At 65.4% G+C, this 17,920-nt stretch carries 20 protein-coding genes; 8 read left to right on the top strand and 12 right to left on the bottom strand.

What is annotated here, in order from left to right; translation table 11 throughout:
- The first annotated feature begins 4 nt into the window (after positions 1-4).
- Positions 5-916 (top strand): flagellin, encoded by a 912-nt coding sequence (locus UNPF46_RS03140; protein ID WP_181769742.1) that lies wholly within the window; start codon positions 5-7, stop codon positions 914-916.
- Positions 917-922: 6 nt separating this feature from the next.
- Here the strand turns inward: UNPF46_RS03140 and UNPF46_RS03135 are convergent, their stop codons facing one another.
- The 3 genes from UNPF46_RS03135 to UNPF46_RS03125 all read right to left on the bottom strand — a co-directional run bounded on the left by UNPF46_RS03135 (position 923) and on the right by UNPF46_RS03125 (position 4,003).
- A complete protein-coding gene (locus UNPF46_RS03135) occupies positions 923-2,497 on the bottom strand; it encodes an AMP-binding protein (protein WP_142248998.1) in 1,575 nt (524 codons plus the stop codon).
- Positions 2,498-2,530: 33 nt separating this feature from the next.
- Positions 2,531-3,166, bottom strand: coding sequence for a uracil phosphoribosyltransferase (gene upp, locus UNPF46_RS03130; RefSeq protein ID WP_142248997.1), 636 nt, complete (start codon positions 3,164-3,166; stop codon positions 2,531-2,533).
- Between the two features lie 96 nt (positions 3,167-3,262).
- On the bottom strand, positions 3,263-4,003 hold the full coding sequence (locus UNPF46_RS03125) for a crotonase/enoyl-CoA hydratase family protein (protein WP_142248996.1): 741 nt from the start codon (positions 4,001-4,003) through the stop codon (positions 3,263-3,265).
- Between the two features lie 85 nt (positions 4,004-4,088).
- Between UNPF46_RS03125 and UNPF46_RS03120 the strand changes: the two genes are divergently transcribed.
- Entirely contained in the window at positions 4,089-4,670 is a 582-nt protein-coding gene (locus UNPF46_RS03120) for a TetR/AcrR family transcriptional regulator (protein WP_142248995.1), read from the top strand.
- On the opposite strand, the gene UNPF46_RS38505 is transcribed toward UNPF46_RS03120, so the two are convergent.
- The 8 genes from UNPF46_RS38505 to UNPF46_RS03085 form a co-directional block, all read right to left on the bottom strand.
- On the bottom strand, positions 4,667-4,795 hold the full coding sequence (locus UNPF46_RS38505; protein WP_283811650.1) for a hypothetical protein: 129 nt from the start codon (positions 4,793-4,795) through the stop codon (positions 4,667-4,669). The two genes, UNPF46_RS03120 and UNPF46_RS38505, sit on opposite strands and share 4 nt — an antisense overlap.
- Before the next feature lie 98 nt (positions 4,796-4,893).
- Complete coding sequence (locus UNPF46_RS03115; protein ID WP_502705477.1) at positions 4,894-5,271, bottom strand: hypothetical protein; 378 nt, start codon at positions 5,269-5,271, stop codon at positions 4,894-4,896.
- Between the two features lie 48 nt (positions 5,272-5,319).
- Complete coding sequence (locus UNPF46_RS03110; protein WP_100178320.1) at positions 5,320-5,511, bottom strand: hypothetical protein; 192 nt, start codon at positions 5,509-5,511, stop codon at positions 5,320-5,322.
- A gap of 110 nt (positions 5,512-5,621) precedes the next feature.
- A complete protein-coding gene (locus UNPF46_RS03105; protein WP_246668582.1) occupies positions 5,622-5,963 on the bottom strand; it encodes a hypothetical protein in 342 nt (113 codons plus the stop codon).
- Positions 5,964-6,042: 79 nt separating this feature from the next.
- Complete coding sequence (gene dapA / locus UNPF46_RS03100) at positions 6,043-6,960, bottom strand: 4-hydroxy-tetrahydrodipicolinate synthase (RefSeq protein ID WP_142248992.1); 918 nt, start codon at positions 6,958-6,960, stop codon at positions 6,043-6,045.
- 24 nt (positions 6,961-6,984) lie between these two features.
- Positions 6,985-7,239: a hypothetical protein gene (locus tag UNPF46_RS03095; RefSeq protein WP_174719034.1), complete on the bottom strand. Its 255-nt coding sequence runs from the start codon at positions 7,237-7,239 to the stop codon at positions 6,985-6,987.
- A 131-nt stretch (positions 7,240-7,370) separates the two neighbouring features.
- Complete coding sequence (locus UNPF46_RS03090; RefSeq protein WP_181769741.1) at positions 7,371-7,649, bottom strand: hypothetical protein; 279 nt, start codon at positions 7,647-7,649, stop codon at positions 7,371-7,373.
- A gap of 20 nt (positions 7,650-7,669) precedes the next feature.
- Positions 7,670-8,137, bottom strand: a complete 468-nt coding sequence (locus UNPF46_RS03085; protein WP_181769740.1) for a hypothetical protein — start codon at positions 8,135-8,137, stop codon at positions 7,670-7,672.
- A gap of 466 nt (positions 8,138-8,603) precedes the next feature.
- On the opposite strand from UNPF46_RS03085, the gene UNPF46_RS03080 reads away from it, so the two are divergent.
- From UNPF46_RS03080 to UNPF46_RS03055, 6 genes are all read left to right on the top strand, one after another.
- Positions 8,604-8,693 carry a K(+)-transporting ATPase subunit F gene (locus tag UNPF46_RS03080; protein ID WP_042340291.1) on the top strand — a complete coding sequence of 30 codons (90 nt, stop codon included), beginning with the start codon at positions 8,604-8,606 and terminating at the stop codon, positions 8,691-8,693.
- A gap of 112 nt (positions 8,694-8,805) precedes the next feature.
- The gene (gene kdpA / locus UNPF46_RS03075) at positions 8,806-10,506 is read left to right on the top strand and encodes a potassium-transporting ATPase subunit KdpA (protein WP_142248990.1); all 1,701 of its coding nucleotides are present in this window, start codon (positions 8,806-8,808) and stop codon (positions 10,504-10,506) included.
- Between the two features lie 24 nt (positions 10,507-10,530).
- Positions 10,531-12,648, top strand: coding sequence for a potassium-transporting ATPase subunit KdpB (gene kdpB / locus UNPF46_RS03070; protein ID WP_181769739.1), 2,118 nt, complete (start codon positions 10,531-10,533; stop codon positions 12,646-12,648).
- Positions 12,649-12,759: 111 nt separating this feature from the next.
- Positions 12,760-13,365, top strand: coding sequence for a K(+)-transporting ATPase subunit C (locus tag UNPF46_RS03065; RefSeq protein ID WP_142248988.1), 606 nt, complete (start codon positions 12,760-12,762; stop codon positions 13,363-13,365).
- A gap of 122 nt (positions 13,366-13,487) precedes the next feature.
- Positions 13,488-16,211 (top strand): DUF4118 domain-containing protein, encoded by a 2,724-nt coding sequence (locus UNPF46_RS03060; protein WP_100178327.1) that lies wholly within the window; start codon positions 13,488-13,490, stop codon positions 16,209-16,211.
- On the top strand, positions 16,208-16,897 hold the full coding sequence (locus UNPF46_RS03055) for a response regulator (protein ID WP_100178328.1): 690 nt from the start codon (positions 16,208-16,210) through the stop codon (positions 16,895-16,897). Before UNPF46_RS03060 ends, UNPF46_RS03055 begins: the two co-directional genes overlap by 4 nt.
- Positions 16,898-16,994: 97 nt before the next feature.
- Here the strand turns inward: UNPF46_RS03055 and ku are convergent, their stop codons facing one another.
- Positions 16,995-17,876: a non-homologous end joining protein Ku gene (gene ku, locus UNPF46_RS03050; protein WP_100178329.1), complete on the bottom strand. Its 882-nt coding sequence runs from the start codon at positions 17,874-17,876 to the stop codon at positions 16,995-16,997.
- Positions 17,877-17,920 lie beyond the last annotated feature (44 nt).

The following is a 17,920-nucleotide window of genomic DNA, read 5'->3' as shown; positions in this document are numbered from 1 at the left end:
GGGCATGGTGGCGATGCGGGTCGCGACCTTCGCGCAGTCGAGCAAGATGATCTCCGACGCGCTGCGCGTGCAGGCGGTGATGGCCGAGAAGCAGGTCCAGGAATCGTCGGGCATCATCTCGAGCGATCTCGGCGGCTACGGCTCGGACGCCCAGCACGTCGTCAACCTCCAGGTCTCGGTGACGCGCGCGCAGTCCTATATCGACGCCGCGACGCTCGCCGACAGCAAGGTGCAGGTGATGTATTCGGCGATCGGCTCCATGACCGACATCATCACTCAACTTCGCTCCCAGCTCAGCGCCGCCTCGACCGGAAGCTCGACCGAGACGACCTCGGTGATCAGCTCCGCCCAGCAGATGCTGGAGGAGATGGGGTCGATCATGAACACCCAATATGACGGCCAATATGTCTTTGCCGGCGGCAAGACGGACACGGCCCCGGTCGATCTCACGAGCTTCTCGTCGGGGACGGGGTCCCTCACCACGGCGGACAGCAGCTACTACGCTGGCGACGACGAGATCGCCTCGGTGCGTGTCGGTGCCGGTGAAACCGTCTCCTATGGTGTCACCGCCGACAATTCGGCGTTCGAGGAGGTGATGCGTGTGCTGAAATTCGTGGCCAACAGCACCTCGCTCTCATCCGCGGACATCTCCAGCGCGCTCGATCTTGCCGGCACTGCGCTCGACGACACGGCAGCCGTGCAGGCGAAGCTTTCCAGCGCGGCGTCCTCGATCGAGACGGCCAGCGCCCGCCAGAGCGACTACAAGAGCTATGCCGAGACGTTATCGAGCGACCTCACCAGCGTCGACGTCGCCGCCATCACGGCGGAGCTCTCGACCTACGAGTCGCAACTGACTGCGTCCTATTCGGCGCTTGGCAAGATCCTGAGTCTGAACCTTGCGAGCTATCTGAAATAGGACGGGCTATTCGGCCGCGATGCGCTCCATTGCCATGGCGCGCAGCCTGGCGCGCTGGATCTTCACGCCGTTGGCGCTGTCGGTGACGGGAAAGGCGTCCACGAGATAGATCCGGGCCGGCACCTTGTAGCCGGCGAGCCGCTCCCGCAAATGCGAGACCAGCGTCTCCTGGTTCGGCGGCTCCGCTGTCGGGATGACGAAGGCGACACAGCGCGCCTGGCCCTTCAAGTCGACTGCAACCACCTGGGCGTCAGCCACGCCGCCATGTGATTTGAGCTCGTCCTCGATCTCGCCGGGCCCGACGAGGAAGCCGCCGAGCCGCATCGCATCGCCTGCTCGGGTCTCGTAGACGAAGGAGCCGTCGCCGCGCAGACGACCGAGGTCGCCGGTGCGGAAGAACCCGTCCGCGGTGATCGCATCGCGCGTCGCATCCGGATTGTTGAAATAGCCGAGGAAGCGTGACGGCGCACTGATCTCGATCTCGCCGGAGACGCCGGGAGCCGCGAGCTCGCCGGTCTCGGTGTCGCGTACGCGCACGCTTGCGTCGGGCGACATCGGCCAGCCGCCGCCTTCGATGCGATCGGAAAAGGCGTCACTGGCGCGAGCGATCGCGAACAGGGCCTGGACCTCGCTCGAGCCGTAGAGGCCGAACAGCGGCAGGCCGCGCGCTTCGGCCTCCGCGGCCAGCTCGCGCCATCCGGGCTGAAACGCTGCGTAGCCGCAGAGTTCGAGATGCGGAAACGGCCGGGGCGCATCGGTGAGGGCGAGGATGCGGCGGAACATCTCGTCCGAGCCGAACGAGTGCGTGATCCTGTGCTGGTCGAGGATCTTCAGCGCCGCTGTCGCCTCGAAGGCGTCGAGCACGTGGATGGCTGCACCGGCTGCCACGAAGCCGAGCAGGCTCGTCATGCCAAACGTGCCGCAGAACGGCAGCATGGCCAGCAGCGAATGACGCTGCGGATCGAGCCGAAGCGCCTTGGCGACGGAGGCGGCGTGGCTCGCCAGCGTCCGCTGCGAATGCGCGACGAGCTTCGGCCCCTTGGTCGTGCCCGATGTGGTGTAGAGCAGCACCGGCAGGTCGATGTCGTCCTGGGCAGGGCGAGTGGGTGGATACGACCTGTCGAAGGCATCGAAGCCCACGCAGGGCCATTGCGCCGGAATCGCTTCGGCTCCGACCACTGCCAGCTTCTGCAGCGCGGGGACTTCGTCCTTGGCGAGGTCGGCGAGGATCGCGGCAAAATCGATAGAGCGGAACGCGGCCTCGAGTACCATCAGCTTGGCGCCCGACAGCTGAAGCAGATGCGCGACTTCCGCACTGCGATAGCGCGTATTGACGGCCGCCACGATCGCGCCACGCCTTGCGGCGGCGAACAGCAGCGCAAGCCACTCGATCCGGTTGATCAGCCAGACGGCGACCACGTCGCCCTTGCCGATGCCTTGCGCCGCCAGCCAGGCCGCGGTCTGCTCTATCTTGGCTGCGAATTCCGCGCGTGACACCGGCGTGCCGTCGAATACGAAGGCGGGATCGGCGGCGGGCTCTGACCGGATCAGCGATTGCAGTGAAAACGCGTTGGCATTCATGGCAACCGAACTAACCCGATCGTGCGGACCTGTCTACTTGGTGCCGAACATCCGGTCGCCGGCATCGCCCAGGCCTGGCACGATGTAGCCGTGGTCGTTCAGTCGCTCGTCGATCGCGGCGGTCCAGATCGGCACGTCGGGGTGCTCGCCCTGGAACTGCGCAATGCCCTCGGGCGCGGCCAGAAGGCACACGAAGCGGATGTCGCGGGCGCCGCGAGCCTTGAGCAGGGAGGCGCCGGCGCAGGCCGAGTTGCCGGTCGCCAGCATCGGGTCCATCAGGATCACGGTGCGGTCGGACAGGTCCTGCGGCGCCTTGAAGTAATATTCCACGGCCTGCAATGTCTCGGGGTCGCGGTAGAGCCCGATATGGGCGATGCGCGCCGAAGGCATCAAAGCGAGCATGCCGTCGAGGAAGCCGACGCCGGCGCGCAGGATCGGCGCCAGCGTGAGCTTCTTGCCGGCGATCTTGGGCGCCTGCATCGCCGCGATCGGCGTCTCGATCTCGACCAGCTCCAGCGGCAGGTCGCGCGTCACCTCGTAGCCCAGCAGCATCCCGATCTCGTTCAGGATTTCGCGAAAGCTCTTGGTCGAGCGGTCCTTCTCCCGCATCAGCGAGAGCTTGTGCTGGACCAGGGGGTGGGCGACGACGTTGACGTGGCTGGTGCTCATGAAACCGCTCTACACGGTTCGGCGAAATTGCGCCAGATCGGCCAGGTTCTTCGCCCAAAGCTTTTCGTTCAAGCCTTTTCCGCGAGACGGATGGCCTCAACCGGGCATCGCCACCGCGCTGCGGGCCCGGTTGCTCGCCGCGTAGGCAGCCATGGTCAATTCACGGTCGATCGCCCTGCGCATCGCATCCATCGCGGGCTGACGCAGGCGTTGCTTCGCGGTTGCATGTGATGGCTTGTGGACGGCGCGTAGCGCGGCGATGGTCTCCGCAAGGGCGCCCTCGATGGCTTCCGGTGCAACCACGCGATCGAGGAAGCCGGCGGTCAGCGCCTCCTCGGGCTCGTACATTTCACCGAGCGTGGCGGTGCGGCTGAGCCAGGCCGGATGCAGGCGACTGCGCGCGAGCTCGATGGCAAAGCTCGGCGGCGCGATGCCGATCGCGACCTCGTTCAGCCCCATGCGATGCGGCCCGCGCGCGCCCAGCCTGACGTCGCAGGCGAGCAGCAGGAACGTTCCCATCGGAAAGGCGTGGCCTTCCATCACGCCGATGGTCGGATGCGGAAACGCCATTAGCCGCAGCGCAAGCTCGGCGCCGGCCCGGACCATTTCGAGGCTGTTGGCGGCATCGCCCGACGCGAATACCTTCAGGTCGAAGCCGGCAGAGAAGATGCCGGGCCGCGCCGAGCGCAGCACCACGATCTCTGCTTCCGTCTCGGCGCGACCGAAGGCGGCGCCGATCGCCGCCAGCATCTCGGTTGACATCACATTGACCTTGCCGTCGTCGAGCCCGATCTGGGCGACGCCGTCTTTCAGCTGGTAGCTCACTCCCTTGGTCATCTGCCGCTCCCTGTCATCGTTACGGCTTGACTGTCGAAGGCTGATGTAGACCAATCAATATAATTTTTTGCGACGGGAGAGCGCCATGCCGGCCGTGCCGAAACACCGCCAGCCCATCATCAATGCCGCGGTGACGCTGTTCCGCCGCCAGGGTTTTGCCCGGACCGGGCTGAACGACATCGTCGACGTCAGCGGGGCGCCCAAGGGCTCGCTCTACCATTACTTTCCGGATGGGAAATCCTCGATCGCGGTGGCGGCGGTGGAGGAGGCGGGCCGCCGCGTCGCGGCGACGGTCGCCAAGCTCGCGGAGGAGTGCGGCACGACCGCCGACCTGTTGCGAGCGCACGCCAGATTGCTGGTAGGCTGGATGCAGGGCTCCGGCTTTCGCAATGGCTGCCCGATCACGACCGTGCTGCTCGAGCTTGCACCGCGCGAGCGTGCCGTGTCCGATGCCGGTCGCAAGGCCTATGCGGCGCGATTATCGATCCTGCGCGACAAGCTGCTCGCGGACGGCTTTGCCAGACCTCGCGCCGAAGCGCTGGCCGTGCTCTGCACCTCGGCGCTCCAGGGCGCGCTGATCCAGGCCCGCGTCGAGCGCAGCGGCCGGCCGATCGAGGTCACGGCGGCGGAATTGGCGCGGCTGATCGAGGCGGAGCGGAGGAGCTAGATCCCGAGCCCACGCGCGACAAGCGTGATCACGAGGGTCAGGATCGCGCCCCAGATCAGGCTCAGCGTCATGGTCAGGATGGTCACCGTGACCGCCTGCTCCAGATTCCCCTTGATGAGCGGCATGCTAGCCGTCCGAGGCTGGGCTCGCGGTGACGTGCATGCCCAGCAGCAATGCGCCCATCAACGCGACCAGGATGACGATCTTGAACTCGATCATGTCGTTACCTCCCAAGCCGGGCCAGATGTCGCTTCACCCCGTCCAGCCATCGTGCCGCCAGCGCGACCAGCGGATTTCCCTGGTTGTCGATGTCGAGTTCGAAGGTCCCGGCAGGAAACACCAATGCGCAGCGTACCGGCGCGCTCCGGCGGTTGGCGAATTCCACCGCCGAGCTCTTGAACAGGAAGAGGCCGCCGGCACGTCCGGTTGCCTCGCGGGCAACCCAGAGGCCCGCATGGTTATGCCCAATGAAGAAGGCGGGAATGGCGGCACTGACGACATCGGGATCGAGCGGCTTGAGCGCCGTTCCAGCGCCAATGTCGGGCGCCGTCGTTCGTGCCTCCGGCAGGTGGCGTACGGCTTGGAGAGCGATCGCGGCCATGGCGGCCTCCTCACACATCTGCAAGGTCATGATATCTGCCGCGCCGGGTCAGGCGGGCAGACGCCAGACATAGATTGCGGTCCTCAGTGCGATGAGCGCGGTGAGCACGCTGCCCATCGAGAGCAGGGTCAGCGCGCCGAGCGCCAGGCGCTTGAGCTGCGCCTTGCGCGCCGTCAGGATTCGCATCGGGCGCTCCGCCCAGGCGACAGGCTGCTCGAGGCCATGGGTCAGCATCGACATTTTCGGAAGTCCTCGTCTTTGTGCGGCGAGAGCCGCGCCGATCTGTCCCGTATGATGATGTTCGTGGCGTAGGATTGCGAGATGAGCGTCGGGGCCGCCGTATAGGAATGTCATAAGGAAACCGGACGTCGTGACGGCAAGCCTTTGAAGAGGTCGGCGCGCCGCTTCGATCGAACCTCGGACGGCGCTGGGGCCGAATGCGTGATGCCGATGGCTGCGGCGAAAGCGAGCCGCAGCCGTGGTTCTTCGATCTGGTTGCAGAAATCGTCCAGCGTCGCTTCCGCGCTCCGTTGCTGCCCGTTGATCGCCGCGCTGAGTTTTGAGGTGGTCCGCCGGAAGAAATGCGGGGCATCGTCAAGCTCGCGCCGGCCGCCGAGACGATCGAGCTCCGCGGCAAGCGCCGCAACGTTGAGCCTGTCGGATTCGTCCAGCGTCACTGTAAAGCGCAGCATGGCCAGTTGCCAGGCGCGAAGCAGCCTGCGAGGTCCGTCGGCTGATGGCGCCATGCGACAACCAAATGGCTGCGCCGCGTCAGGCGCCGACGCCATCGATCAGTTCCTCGTCGGCGATCGCGGCGAAGGCTCGCACCATCTCCCGCTGCGCGGCAGCGTCCAGCGGCACGATCGGCAATCTTGTGGCCGGCGACATCAGACCCAGCACGCTCAGGGCGTTCTTGAGCGCCGCCGGGCTATCCTTGGCGAGACAGGCGATCAGCGGAATGAGACGTTTGTGCAGGTAACGTGCCGATTGCAGCCGTCCCTGCCTGATCTGCGAAAAGATCGTGCGGCACAGATCGGGGGCGATGTTGGAGATTTCCGAGATCGCGCCGTCGCCGCCATCAGCGATGTAGCCGAAGGCGGTGACGTCGTCGCCGGAAAGAAAGCGGAAGCCGGCTGGCAGCAGCCGGCCCATGCGCATCGGTCGGGTGATGTCGCAGCTTGCATCGCGCAGGCCCACGAACTGGCGGGACTCGACGAGACGCAGAAGCGTCTCGTCGGCGAGCGGGCGCAACGTGCGGGAGGGAATGTCGTGCAGGATCACGGGCAAGCCTGTCGCGCCGGCGATCGCGCGGAAGTGCGCCAGCATCCCCTCCTGCATAGGCTTGTTGTAGGCGGGCACCACCGTCATGACGGCGTCGGCGGCGGCTGCTTCGGCCCGCCGCGCGAGTTCGACGGCATGGCTGGTCGCATTCGACATCGCGCCGGCGATGATCCGTACACGCCCGCGGGCGACATCGACCGCGGTACGAATGACGAGCTCCTGTTCGGCCGGCGAGAGCGTCGGCGCCTCGCCAGCGGTCTCGCAGACCACCAGCGCAGGAACGCCGGCCGCGATCTGGCGCTCGCAAAGAGCTGCGAACGCCTTGAGGTCGATCGTACCCGCCGCTTCGAACGGAGTAGGCATGTCCGGGATGAAGCCGGTGAACCACGCTGAAGGGGGAGTGAACATGGCTTTTCGCTTGTCTGCGCCCGCTCAGGCGGCGCGGCGTGCGTTGTTGCTGCGTGGGCTCTTGCCCATGTCGAGCTCGATCTCGCGCGGCAGCTCGACGATGGTTTCGGGATGCTGGCCGTTCTCGAACAATGCGTATTTGATGGCCTGGGCGCGGCTGACGAACAGGCCGCCATAGAGCCCGTTCTGTTCCTGCGCGACCCACTGTCCGCTATGATTGCGGCCGATGAAGACGATGGTCGAGGGCGAGCTGCACGAGGGAGGTTCAACGAGCTTCACGGATGTGTTCCTTCCGATTGACGGAGGTAGCGGGCATGTCCCGCAACCGTCCGATCAATATCGTTTCAAGCGGATATGATTTCGAGTGAGGCTGCGCGGCGATCTCATAAGCGCGCCATAAAGGCCAGCGTTCAGCTCATCCCATCGACCACATGAACCAGCGCGAACAGCGCGCCGAACGAGGCGCATTCGTCCCAATGGTTGAGCGCGGCCCGGAACGGCGGCTCGCGCTGCAGAAGGGCGACAGCCGCACACAGGATGATGGACATCCAGAGCAGGGCTTTGAGGCTCCGTCCGAAGCCGATGCTGCCGAACGCGGCAAACCCGGAGAGGAGTACGACGCGGACGGCAAAGCGCGCGATCACCCGTGACGGGCTCAGGGCCGGCGATATGTCCGAAGATCGCGGCAAGGCGCGAACCTCCCGCTGGCTCAGCTGAAATTTTCGCAGCCGACGGGCTCGTAGAACGGGTCCGGAGCAGGCCGCACGGTGGGAACGCTTGGCCGCGCCGTCTCAACGGCCAATGCCTGGACCTCGAGGAAGGCCGACAGCAGCGCGAGCGCCAGGTCGGCGTGCCGAGCCTCCACCGCGGCGTCGAGCCAATCCGGCAACTCGCGCTCGCGCGAGAGTGCGCAATGCCACTCACCCTCGTCATAGGCGATGCGACGGACCTGCCACAGCGGCAGTTCGAGCTCCATCAGCGCCAGCGCGGCGTCGGCCCATGCCTCCACATCGACCAGGCGCATCACACGCGCGGTGCGCTCGCTCTGTCCGAGTAAGGGGAAGCGCCGGCAGGCCGTGTTGATGATTTCGAGCATCAGCGGTCGCGACATCGTATGCGCATCGCGCAGACGTTCGCTGAGTGATGACGGATCATAGCGTCGGAGAGCGGCGGTCATGTCAGGCCTCCCGGAATTGGTGTCGGTCAGTCGGCCGGCCTCCCCAAGATGGCTGAAAGGGCATTTGAAAACGAGATGAGAAAGGGATGGAAAGTATAGGGATTCCATAAGTGTGCGGATGGGGCGGGGAGGGGGCGCAATGGACCGCCTCGCGCCGCACGCGGCGTTCGGCCGGCGCCACCAGCCCGGCCTTTATGAGATTCCTATAACTTCGCCATGGCCCTCATCTCGAAAACCTATGTCCGCGGTGGCACTTGAACGCGGTGAAAGTTCCGGCCAGGAGCCGCGTTGCGCTTGATCCATCGCAAGTGGACTGCCGGGAAATAAAGACACAGTTGCCTCCCTGGCGGAGTGCAACGAGGAGTATTCCCATGATGGACATTCTGATGCTGGCGCTGGGCTTCGCGTTCTTCGCCCTTGCGATCGGCTACACCTATGCCTGCGAACGGCTGTGACGGAGCGGATCATGATCTTCGATTATTCGCTCGCCGGTGCCGTGTCGCTTGGCCTCCTGATCTACCTCACTTATGCGCTGCTGCGGCCCGAGCGGTTCTGACCCGTGCTGCTGATTGTCGAACTGCTGCTGGCTGACGCTGCGCTCGTCGCCTGCCTGCTTGCGTTGTTCCTGCCGCTTCTACGGCGGACACAAAGTCTGAAGGGTTAATGCCATGACTGTGATCGGTTGGCTCCAGATCATTCTTTTCTGCGTCATCATCGTCGCACTGACCAAGCCGCTCGGCTGGTACATGACGCGCGTGTTCAACGGCGAGCGCACGTTCCTGTCGCCGGTGCTGCGGCCGATCGAGGCCGGCATCTACTGGATTTCCGGCGTCGACGAGAAGCGCGAGCAACACTGGGTGACTTATACGGTCGCCATGCTGCTGTTTCACGTCGGCGGCTTCCTCATCATCTACGGCGTGATGCGGCTCCAGGCCGTGCTGCCGTTCAACCCGGCCGGGCAGGGCGCGGTCGCGGAGGATCTCTCCTTCAACACGGCAATGTCGTTCATCACCAACACCAACTGGCAGAACTACGGCGGTGAAAGCACGCTGTCCTATCTGCCCCAGATGGTCGGCCTGACGCACCAGAACTTCCTCTCGGCGGCGACCGGCATTGTGCTGGCGGTGGCGCTGATCCGCGGCTTTGCGCGCGCATCGATGCGCACGGTCGGCAATTTCTGGGTCGACGTCACCCGTTGCACCCTCTACGTCCTGCTGCCGATCTGCGTCGTCTACGCACTGTTCCTTGTCTCGCAGGGCATGCCGCAGACGCTCGGTGATTATGTCGAAGCCACCACGCTCGAAGGCGCCAAGCAGACCATTGCGGTCGGCCCGGTGGCGTCCCAGGTTGCGATCAAGATGCTAGGCACCAATGGCGGCGGCTTCTTCAACGCCAATGCCGCGCATCCGTTCGAGAACCCGACCGCGCTGTCGAATTTCGTGCAGATGCTGTCGATCTTCGTGCTCGGCGCGGCGCTGACCAACGTGTTCGGCCGCATGGTCGGCAACCAGCGCCAGGGCTGGGCCATCCTCGCCGTGATGGGCGTGCTGTTCCTGGCCGGTGTCGCCGTCACCTATTGGGCGGAAGCCAGCGGCACCTCGACTCTCCAGGCGCTCGGCCTGACCGGCAACATGGAGGGCAAGGAGGTCCGGTTCGGCATTGTTGCTTCCTCGCTGTTCGCCGTGATCACCACGGCGGCCTCCTGCGGCGCGGTCAACGCCATGCATGACAGCTTCACCGCGCTCGGTGGCATGATCCCGCTGATCAACATCGAGCTCGGCGAGATCATCGTCGGCGGCGTCGGCGCCGGCATGTACGGTATGCTGCTGTTCGTGATCCTCGCGATCTTCGTCGCAGGCCTGATGGTCGGCCGCACGCCGGAATATGTCGGCAAGAAGATCGAGGCGCGCGAGGTCAAGATGGCGATGCTCGCGATCCTGATCCTGCCGCTGATGATCCTGGGCTGGTCGGCCGTCGCGGTCGTGTTGCCGACGGGCGTCGCCTCGATGGCCAATGCCGGCCCGCACGGCTTCACCGAGGTGCTCTATGCCTACTCATCGCAGACCGGCAACAACGGCTCGGCCTTTGCAGGGCTTATCGGCAATACGCTGTTCTACAATCTGACGGGCGCATCCGCGATGTTCGTCGGCCGCTTTCTGATGATCGTTCCGGCCATGGCGATCGCGGGCGCGCTCGCCGAGAAGAAATCCATCCCGCCGTCGATGGGCACGTTCCCCACCACCGGCGGCCTGTTCGTCGGCCTCGTGGTCGGCGTCATCCTGATCATGGGCGGCCTGACCTTCTTCCCGGCGCTTGCCCTCGGTCCCATCGTCGAGCATCTCGCGATGAATGCCGGCAACGTCTTCTGATCCAGATCTCTCGGAGTGACCTCCATGGAACCAGTTTCTAAAGCCAACAAGCGCATGCCGGTCTCGGCCATGCTGGATCCCAAGATCGTGTTGCCGGCCATCGGCGCGGCGTTCGCCAAGCTCGATCCGCGGTCCATGATCAAGAATCCCGTGATGTTCGTGGTCGAGATCGTGGCCGCGCTCACCACCGTGATTTTCCTGCGCGATCTCGTCACCGGCGGCGAGGGCCTCGGCTTCACCTTCCAGATCATCCTCTGGCTGTGGTTCACGGTGCTGTTCGCCAATCTCGCCGAAGCCGTCGCCGAAGGCCGCGGCAAGGCGCAGGCCGAGTCGCTGCGCAAGACGCGGACCGAGAGCCAGGCCAAGCTCCTGACCGGTGCCGGACAAGACGTCAAGCTCGTGCCGGGCACGAGCCTGAAGGTCGGCGATCTCGTGTTGGTCGAGGCCGGCGACACCATTCCCTCCGACGGCGAGGTGATCGAGGGCGTCGCCTCCGTCAACGAGGCCGCCATCACCGGCGAATCTGCGCCCGTCATTCGCGAGTCCGGCGGTGACCGCTCGGCCGTGACCGGCGGCACGCAGGTGCTGTCCGACTGGATCCGCGTCCGCATCACGGCCGCCCAGGGCTCGACCTTCATCGATCGCATGATCAAGCTGGTCGAGGGCGCCGAACGGCAGAAGACGCCGAACGAGATCGCGCTCAACATCCTGCTCGCCGGCCTCACCATCATCTTCGTGTTCGCCACCGTCACCATTCCGAGCTACGCGGCCTATGCCGGCGGCTCGATCTCGGTGATCGTGCTGGTCGCCCTGTTCGTGACGCTGATCCCGACCACGATCGGCGCGCTGCTCTCGGCGATCGGCATCGCCGGCATGGACCGCCTGGTGCGCTTCAACGTGCTGGCGATGTCCGGCCGCGCCGTCGAGGCCGCCGGCGACGTCGACACGCTGCTGCTCGACAAGACCGGGACGATCACGCTCGGCAACAGGCAGGCCACTGCGTTCCGCCCCGTGCGCGGCGTGACCGAGCAGGAGCTGGCGGATGCAGCCCAGCTCGCCTCGCTCGCCGACGAGACGCCGGAAGGCCGTTCCATCGTCGTGCTGGCGAAGGAGAAGTACGGCATCCGTGGCCGCGACATGGCCGAGTTGGGTGCCACCTTCATCCCGTTCACGGCGCAGACCCGCATGAGCGGAGTCGATGCCGGCGGCTCGTCGGTGCGCAAGGGCGCGGTCGATGCCATGCTGAACTATGTCAGTGGCGGTGCGCCGCTGGCGGTTGCTTCGGGCAACGCGGCACGGGCGATCCAGCCGGCCGCGCTGTCGGATCTCGGCCGCGAGGTTCAGACCATTGCCGATGACATCGCCAAGGCCGGCGGCACGCCGCTTGCTGTGGCCAAAGACGGCAAGCTGCTCGGCGTCATTCAGCTCAAGGACATCGTCAAGGGCGGCATCCGCGAGCGTTTTGCCGAGCTGCGCCGCATGGGCATCCGTACCATCATGATCACCGGCGACAACCCGATGACGGCGGCCGCGATCGCGGCGGAGGCCGGCGTCGACGACTTCCTGGCGCAGGCCACCCCCGAGGACAAGCTGAAGCTGATCCGCGACGAGCAGGCCAAGGGCAAGCTGGTTGCGATGTGCGGCGACGGCACCAACGACGCGCCGGCGCTCGCGCAGGCCGACGTCGGTGTCGCCATGAACACCGGCACCCAGGCTGCCCGCGAGGCCGGCAACATGGTCGACCTCGATTCCAACCCGACCAAGCTGATCGAGGTGGTCGAGATCGGCAAGCAGCTGCTGATGACGCGCGGCGCGCTGACGACGTTCTCGATCGCCAACGACGTCGCAAAGTACTTTGCGATCATCCCGGCGATGTTCCTGGCGTTCTACCCGCAGCTCAACGTGCTCAACGTCATGAACCTGTCGAGCCCGCAGAGCGCCATCCTGTCGGCGATCATCTTCAACGCGCTCATCATCATCGCGCTGATTCCGCTCGCGCTGAAAGGCGTCGCTTACCGTGCAGTCGGCGCCGGCGCGCTGCTCCGCCGCAACCTCTTGATATACGGCCTCGGCGGCATCGTCATTCCATTCATCGGTATCAAGGCGATCGACCTCGTCGTCACCGCCTTGCACCTGGCCTAACCCCGTCATTGCGAGCGAAGCGAAGCAATCCAGAGATGCATCCGCGATGAAGAGCCTGAATTGCTTCGTCGCTTCGCTCCTCGCAATGACGGAAGAAACAGGAGACCCAACATGCTCAGAGAAATCCGCCCCGCCATCGTCCTCTTGCTGGTGCTCACCGCCATCACCGGCCTTGCCTATCCGCTCGCGATGACCGGCATCGCCGGCGCGCTCTTCCCCGCAAGGGCGCAAGGCAGCCTGATCGAGAAGGACGGCAAGGTGGTTGGCTCCGCCCTGATCGGGCAGGAGTTCAAGGACGACAAATATTTCCACGGCCGCCCCTCGGCGACGCTCGCGCCGGACCCGAATGATTCGACCAAGACGGTGTCCGCGCCCTACAATGCCGCCAATTCGGGCGGCTCCAATCTCGGTCCGACCAGCAAGGCGCTGGCCGACCGGCTGAAGGAGGACGTGGACAAGCTCAAGGGCGAGAATCCGAACGCGGCCGTCCCCGTCGACCTCGTCACCACCTCGGCCAGCGGCCTCGATCCGGATATCTCGCCGGAGGCTGCGCAATTCCAGATCCCCCGCGTGGCCAAGGCCAGGAATATGCCGGAGGAGGCGGTGAAGCAGCTTGTGGCTTCCAACATCCAGGGCCGTCTGCTCGGCCTGCTTGGCGAACCCCGGGTTAACGTATTGGCACTGAACCTTGCGCTCGATCGGGTGGCGGCGAAGTAGCGGTCTAGGCTCGCGGCGCGCGGACGATTATAGTTGCCGGCGAAGCTTTCTTCTCCCTCGCCCCGCTTGCGGGGAAAGGTGAAGGAAGCAGCCGGACAAGACAAATCGAGTAAGCCGCCCTGATGGTCCGAGAGCGCCGCGATCCCGAACAACGACCGTCCCCCGAGGCGCTGCTGGAAGCGGCGCGCCGGGAGGACAGCGTCAGCGGCAAGCTGAAGATCTTCGTCGGCGCCGCCCCCGGCGTCGGCAAGACCTATGAGATGCTGCAAAGCGCTCACGCCAAGCGCAAGGCCGGCATCGACGTCGTAGTCGGCTTCGTCGAAACCCACGGCCGCGCCGAGACCGAGGCGCTGGTGCGCGGGCTCGAAGTCGTCCCGCGCAAGAGGCTCGACTACCGCGGTCAGACGGTCGAGGAGATGGACCTCGATGCCGTGATCGCACGCCGGCCGCAAATCGCGCTGGTCGACGAGCTTGCCCACACCAATGCGACCGGCAGCCGCCATCCCAAGCGCTATCTCGATGTCGAGGAGTTGCTGTCCCACGGTATCGACGTCTACACCGCCGTCAACATCCAGCACATCGAGAGCCTGAACGACGTCGTCGCCCAGATCACCCATGTCCGGGTGCGCGAGACGGTGCCGGATTCGGTGTTCGACCGCGCGGATGCGATTGAGCTGATCGACCTCACGCCCGACGACCTGATCCAGCGGCTGAAGGAGGGCAAGGTCTATGTGCCCAGGCAGGCCGAACGGGCGCTGGAGCACTATTTCTCGCCCGGCAATCTGACGGCATTGCGCGAGCTTGCGCTACGCCGGACGGCCGAACGGGTTGACGAGCAGCTTCTCACCCACATGCAGGCGAACGCGATCGCCGGTCCCTGGGCTGTGGGCGAGCGCATCCTGGTCTGTGTCAGCGAGGACCCGCGCGCCGCCGGCCTCGTGCGCTACACCAAGCGGCTGGCCGACCGGCTGCATGCGCCCTTCACCGCGATCTCGATCGAGACGCGGCGGTCACTCCAGCTTTCCGACGAGGAGCGCGACCGGCTGGCCGACACGCTGCGGCTTGCGGAATCGCTGGGCGGCGAGGCACTGACGATTCCTGCTGTCGGCGGCCGCATCGCCGACGACGTCGTCAATTTCGCCCAAGGCAACAACGTCACCCAGATCGTGATCGGAAAGTCGACCCGCTCGCGCTGGTTCGAGTTGACGCGCGGCTCGGTCGTGCACGATCTGGTTCGTCGTGCCGGCAATATCAGCGTTCATGTCATTCCCGGCGACGAGCTTCCGGCAGGGGACGCGCCCAAGACGGCGGTGCAGACCGCCGCGCGATCCGAGCCATTCAATCCGCTGCCACATCTGAAGGCACTCGGGATCGTGCTGATCGGCCTTGGCGCCGCCAAGCTGATCCAGCCATATTTCGGCATCGAGAATGTCGATCTCGTGCTGCTGACTGCGGTGGTGGCAGTTGCCGTGCGCTATGGTCTGTGGCCGTCCCTGCTGGCGACGGTGGCGGCGTCGCTCTGCTACAATTTCTTCTTCATCCCGCCGATCTACACCTTCACGATCACCGATCCGACGAATGTCGCGGCCTTCGTACTGTTCATGGCGGTGGCGATGATCGTCTCCAATGTCGCGGCGCGCGTGCGCACGCAGGCCGATGCTGCGATCGGCCGCATCAGGACCACCGAGCAGCTCTATGCCTTCAGCCGCAAGCTTGCCGGTACCGCCACGCTCGACGACGTCCTGTGGGCGACCGCCTATCAGATCGCATTGATGCTGAAAGTTCGCGTGGTGCTGCTGCTGCCTGAGGATGGGCTGCTCACGGTGAAGTCCGGCTATCCGCCGGAGGACCAGCTCGACCAGGCCGACCTCGCCGCGGCCAATTGGGCCTGGAGCAACGATCGGCCGGCGGGCCGCGGTTCGGACACGCTACCTGGTGCAAAACGGCTGTTCCTGCCGATGCGCACCGGGCGCGGCCCGATCGGCGTCATCGGCATCGACGACGACCGCACCGGGCCGCTGCTGACGCCGGACCAGCGCCGGCTGCTGGATGCGCTCGTCGACCAGGGCGCGCTGGCGATCGAGCGTGTGCTGCTGGTCGAGGACATGGACCGCGTCAAGCGAACCGTCGAATCCGAACGGCTGCGCTCCGCGCTCCTGACCTCGATCTCCCACGATTTGAAGACGCCGCTCGCCTCCGTGTTGGGAGCGGCCTCGACCATGCGCGATCTCGCCGGCGCCTTGTCCGACACCGAGAAGCGCGATCTGCTCGCCACCGTCATCGACGAGTCCGAGCGGCTCAACCGCTTCATTGCCAATCTGCTCGACATGACCAAGCTCGAATCCGGCGCCATCGTGCCCAATGCGACGCTGCACGATCTCGGCGAGATCGTCGGCAGCGCGCTGCGGCGCGCCAGCAAGATTCTCACCGCGCACAAGGTCGAGCTGGAGCTGGCCGCCGATCTGCCGATGCTCCTGCTCGATGCCGTGCTGTTCGAGCAGGTGCTGTTCAATCTGCTCGACAATGCCGCCAAATACTCGCCACCCGAGACCACGATCTCGATCCGCGGCCGGCGCGACGGCGGTCATGTCGTGCTTGAGATCGCGGACGAGGGCGCCGGCATTCCGCCCGAGGAGCTCGAGAGCGTGTTCGACAAGTTCTATCGCGTGCAGAAGGGCGATCACGTCCGCCCCGGCACCGGCCTCGGCCTCGCCATCTCCCGCGGCTTCGTCGAGGCAATGCGCGGCACGATCTCGGCCGCCAATCGCAGCGAGCGGAGTGGCGCTGTCCTCACAATCCGTCTTCCCGTTCCGGCAGAAAGCCGCGCATTGGATACCGCCGCATGAGCGCTGCTCCGATCAAGGTCCTGGTCATCGACGACGAGCCGCCGATCCGAAAATTGCTGCGGATGGGGCTGACGACGCAAGGCTACGAAATCCTGGAGGCGTCGAACGGAAAGACCGCGCTGGAGAAGCTTGCCGAAGGACCGGCACTGATCATCCTCGACCTCGGCCTGCCCGACGTTCAGGGACACGAGCTGCTGCGCACCATCCGCGCCCGGAACGAAGGCGTGCCGATCGTGGTGCTGTCGAGCCGCGGCGACGAAGCCGGCAAGGTTCAGGCGCTCGATCTCGGCGCCGACGATTATCTGACAAAGCCGTTCGGTATGGACGAGCTCCTGGCGCGCCTGCGCGCTGCGCTGCGCCACCAGCTTCAGGTCAAGGGCGAGCGCCCGGTGTTCCGCACCGGCGATCTCTCGGTCGATCTCGTCCGCCGCATCGTCAAGGTCGGGGATCGTGACGTGAAGCTCTCGCCGAAGGAATATGATCTGTTGCGCGTGCTGGTGCAGCACGCCGGCAAGGTGCTCACCCACCGCTTCCTGCTCAGGGAGCTCTGGGACGAGCTGACCGACGCGCAATATCTGCGCGTCTATGTCCGCCAGCTCCGCCAGAAGATCGAAGCCGATCCGGAGCGGCCGCAATATGTGCTGACCGAGACGGGGATCGGGTACCGGCTGAAGGCGGGGGATTGATCTAGCTGTCGTTCCGGGGCGATGCGAAGCATCGAGCCCGGAACCTCGAGATTCCGGGTTCGCCTCTTCGAGGCGCCCCGGAATGACGGTGGGGTTGCTAGCCCGCCTTCCTGTGCCGCGCCGTCGACCGGTGCGCTTTCTTCGCAGCCGGCCGTCGCCCGGTGGCACGGCGCGCGTGCGACTTCGCCGTCTTCTTCCCGCCACCGCCCTTCAGGCTCTGCTTCAGCGCGTCCATCAGACTGACGACGTTGCTTGGCCGCTCCTCGGGGGCGGGCAATTCGATCTTCTTGCCGCTGGCCTTGCGCTTCACCAGCGCCTTCAGCGCGGTCTCGTAGTCGTCCTTGAACTTGCCGGGGTCGAAATGCGCTGCCTTGGTGTGCAGGATGTGGCCGGCGAGCTCGACCATGTCCTTGGTGATCTTCGGGCTCTTGATGTCGTCGAAGAACTGGTCCTCGTCGCGCAGCTCGTAAGGAAAGCGCAGCGTGGTGCCGAGCAGGCCCTTGCCGAGCGGCTCGATCGCCATGACGTGTTCGCGGTTGGTGAGCACGATCTTGGCGAGCGCCACGCGCTCCTGGTCCTTCATGGCGTCGCGGATCACGGCGAAGGCGTCGACCGCGGCCTTGCCGTCGGGCGCGATGTAGTAGGGATGGTTGAGGTAGCGCTGGTCGATCTCCTCGCTCGGCACGAAGCTCTCGATGTCGATGGTGTGGTTGCTCTCGATCTGCACCGCCTCGAGCTCCTCCGGCTCGATCTCGACATATCTGCCCTTGCGCAACTCATAGCCGCGGCCCTTCTGGTCGCTCTCGACGACGTCGCCGGTCTCGGAATCGATCATCTGCTGCTTGAGCCGGTTGCCGGTTTCCCGATTGATCAAGTGAAACCGCGTCTTCTCGGCCGCCGTGGTCGCGGGATAGAGCACGACGGGGCAGCTGACCAGCGACAGCTTCAACGTTCCCTTCCAATAGGCGCGCGGGGCCATTCCATTCTCCAGCGTTTTCAAGGCGTTTTGGAACCCCAACCCTC

Source organism: Bradyrhizobium sp. UNPF46, from assembly GCF_006658625.1.
Classification (GTDB): Bacteria; Pseudomonadota; Alphaproteobacteria; order Rhizobiales; family Xanthobacteraceae; genus Bradyrhizobium; species Bradyrhizobium nitroreducens.
The sequence above is the reverse complement of the archived record's forward strand: the minus strand, read 5'-3'. Positions and strand labels throughout refer to the sequence as shown.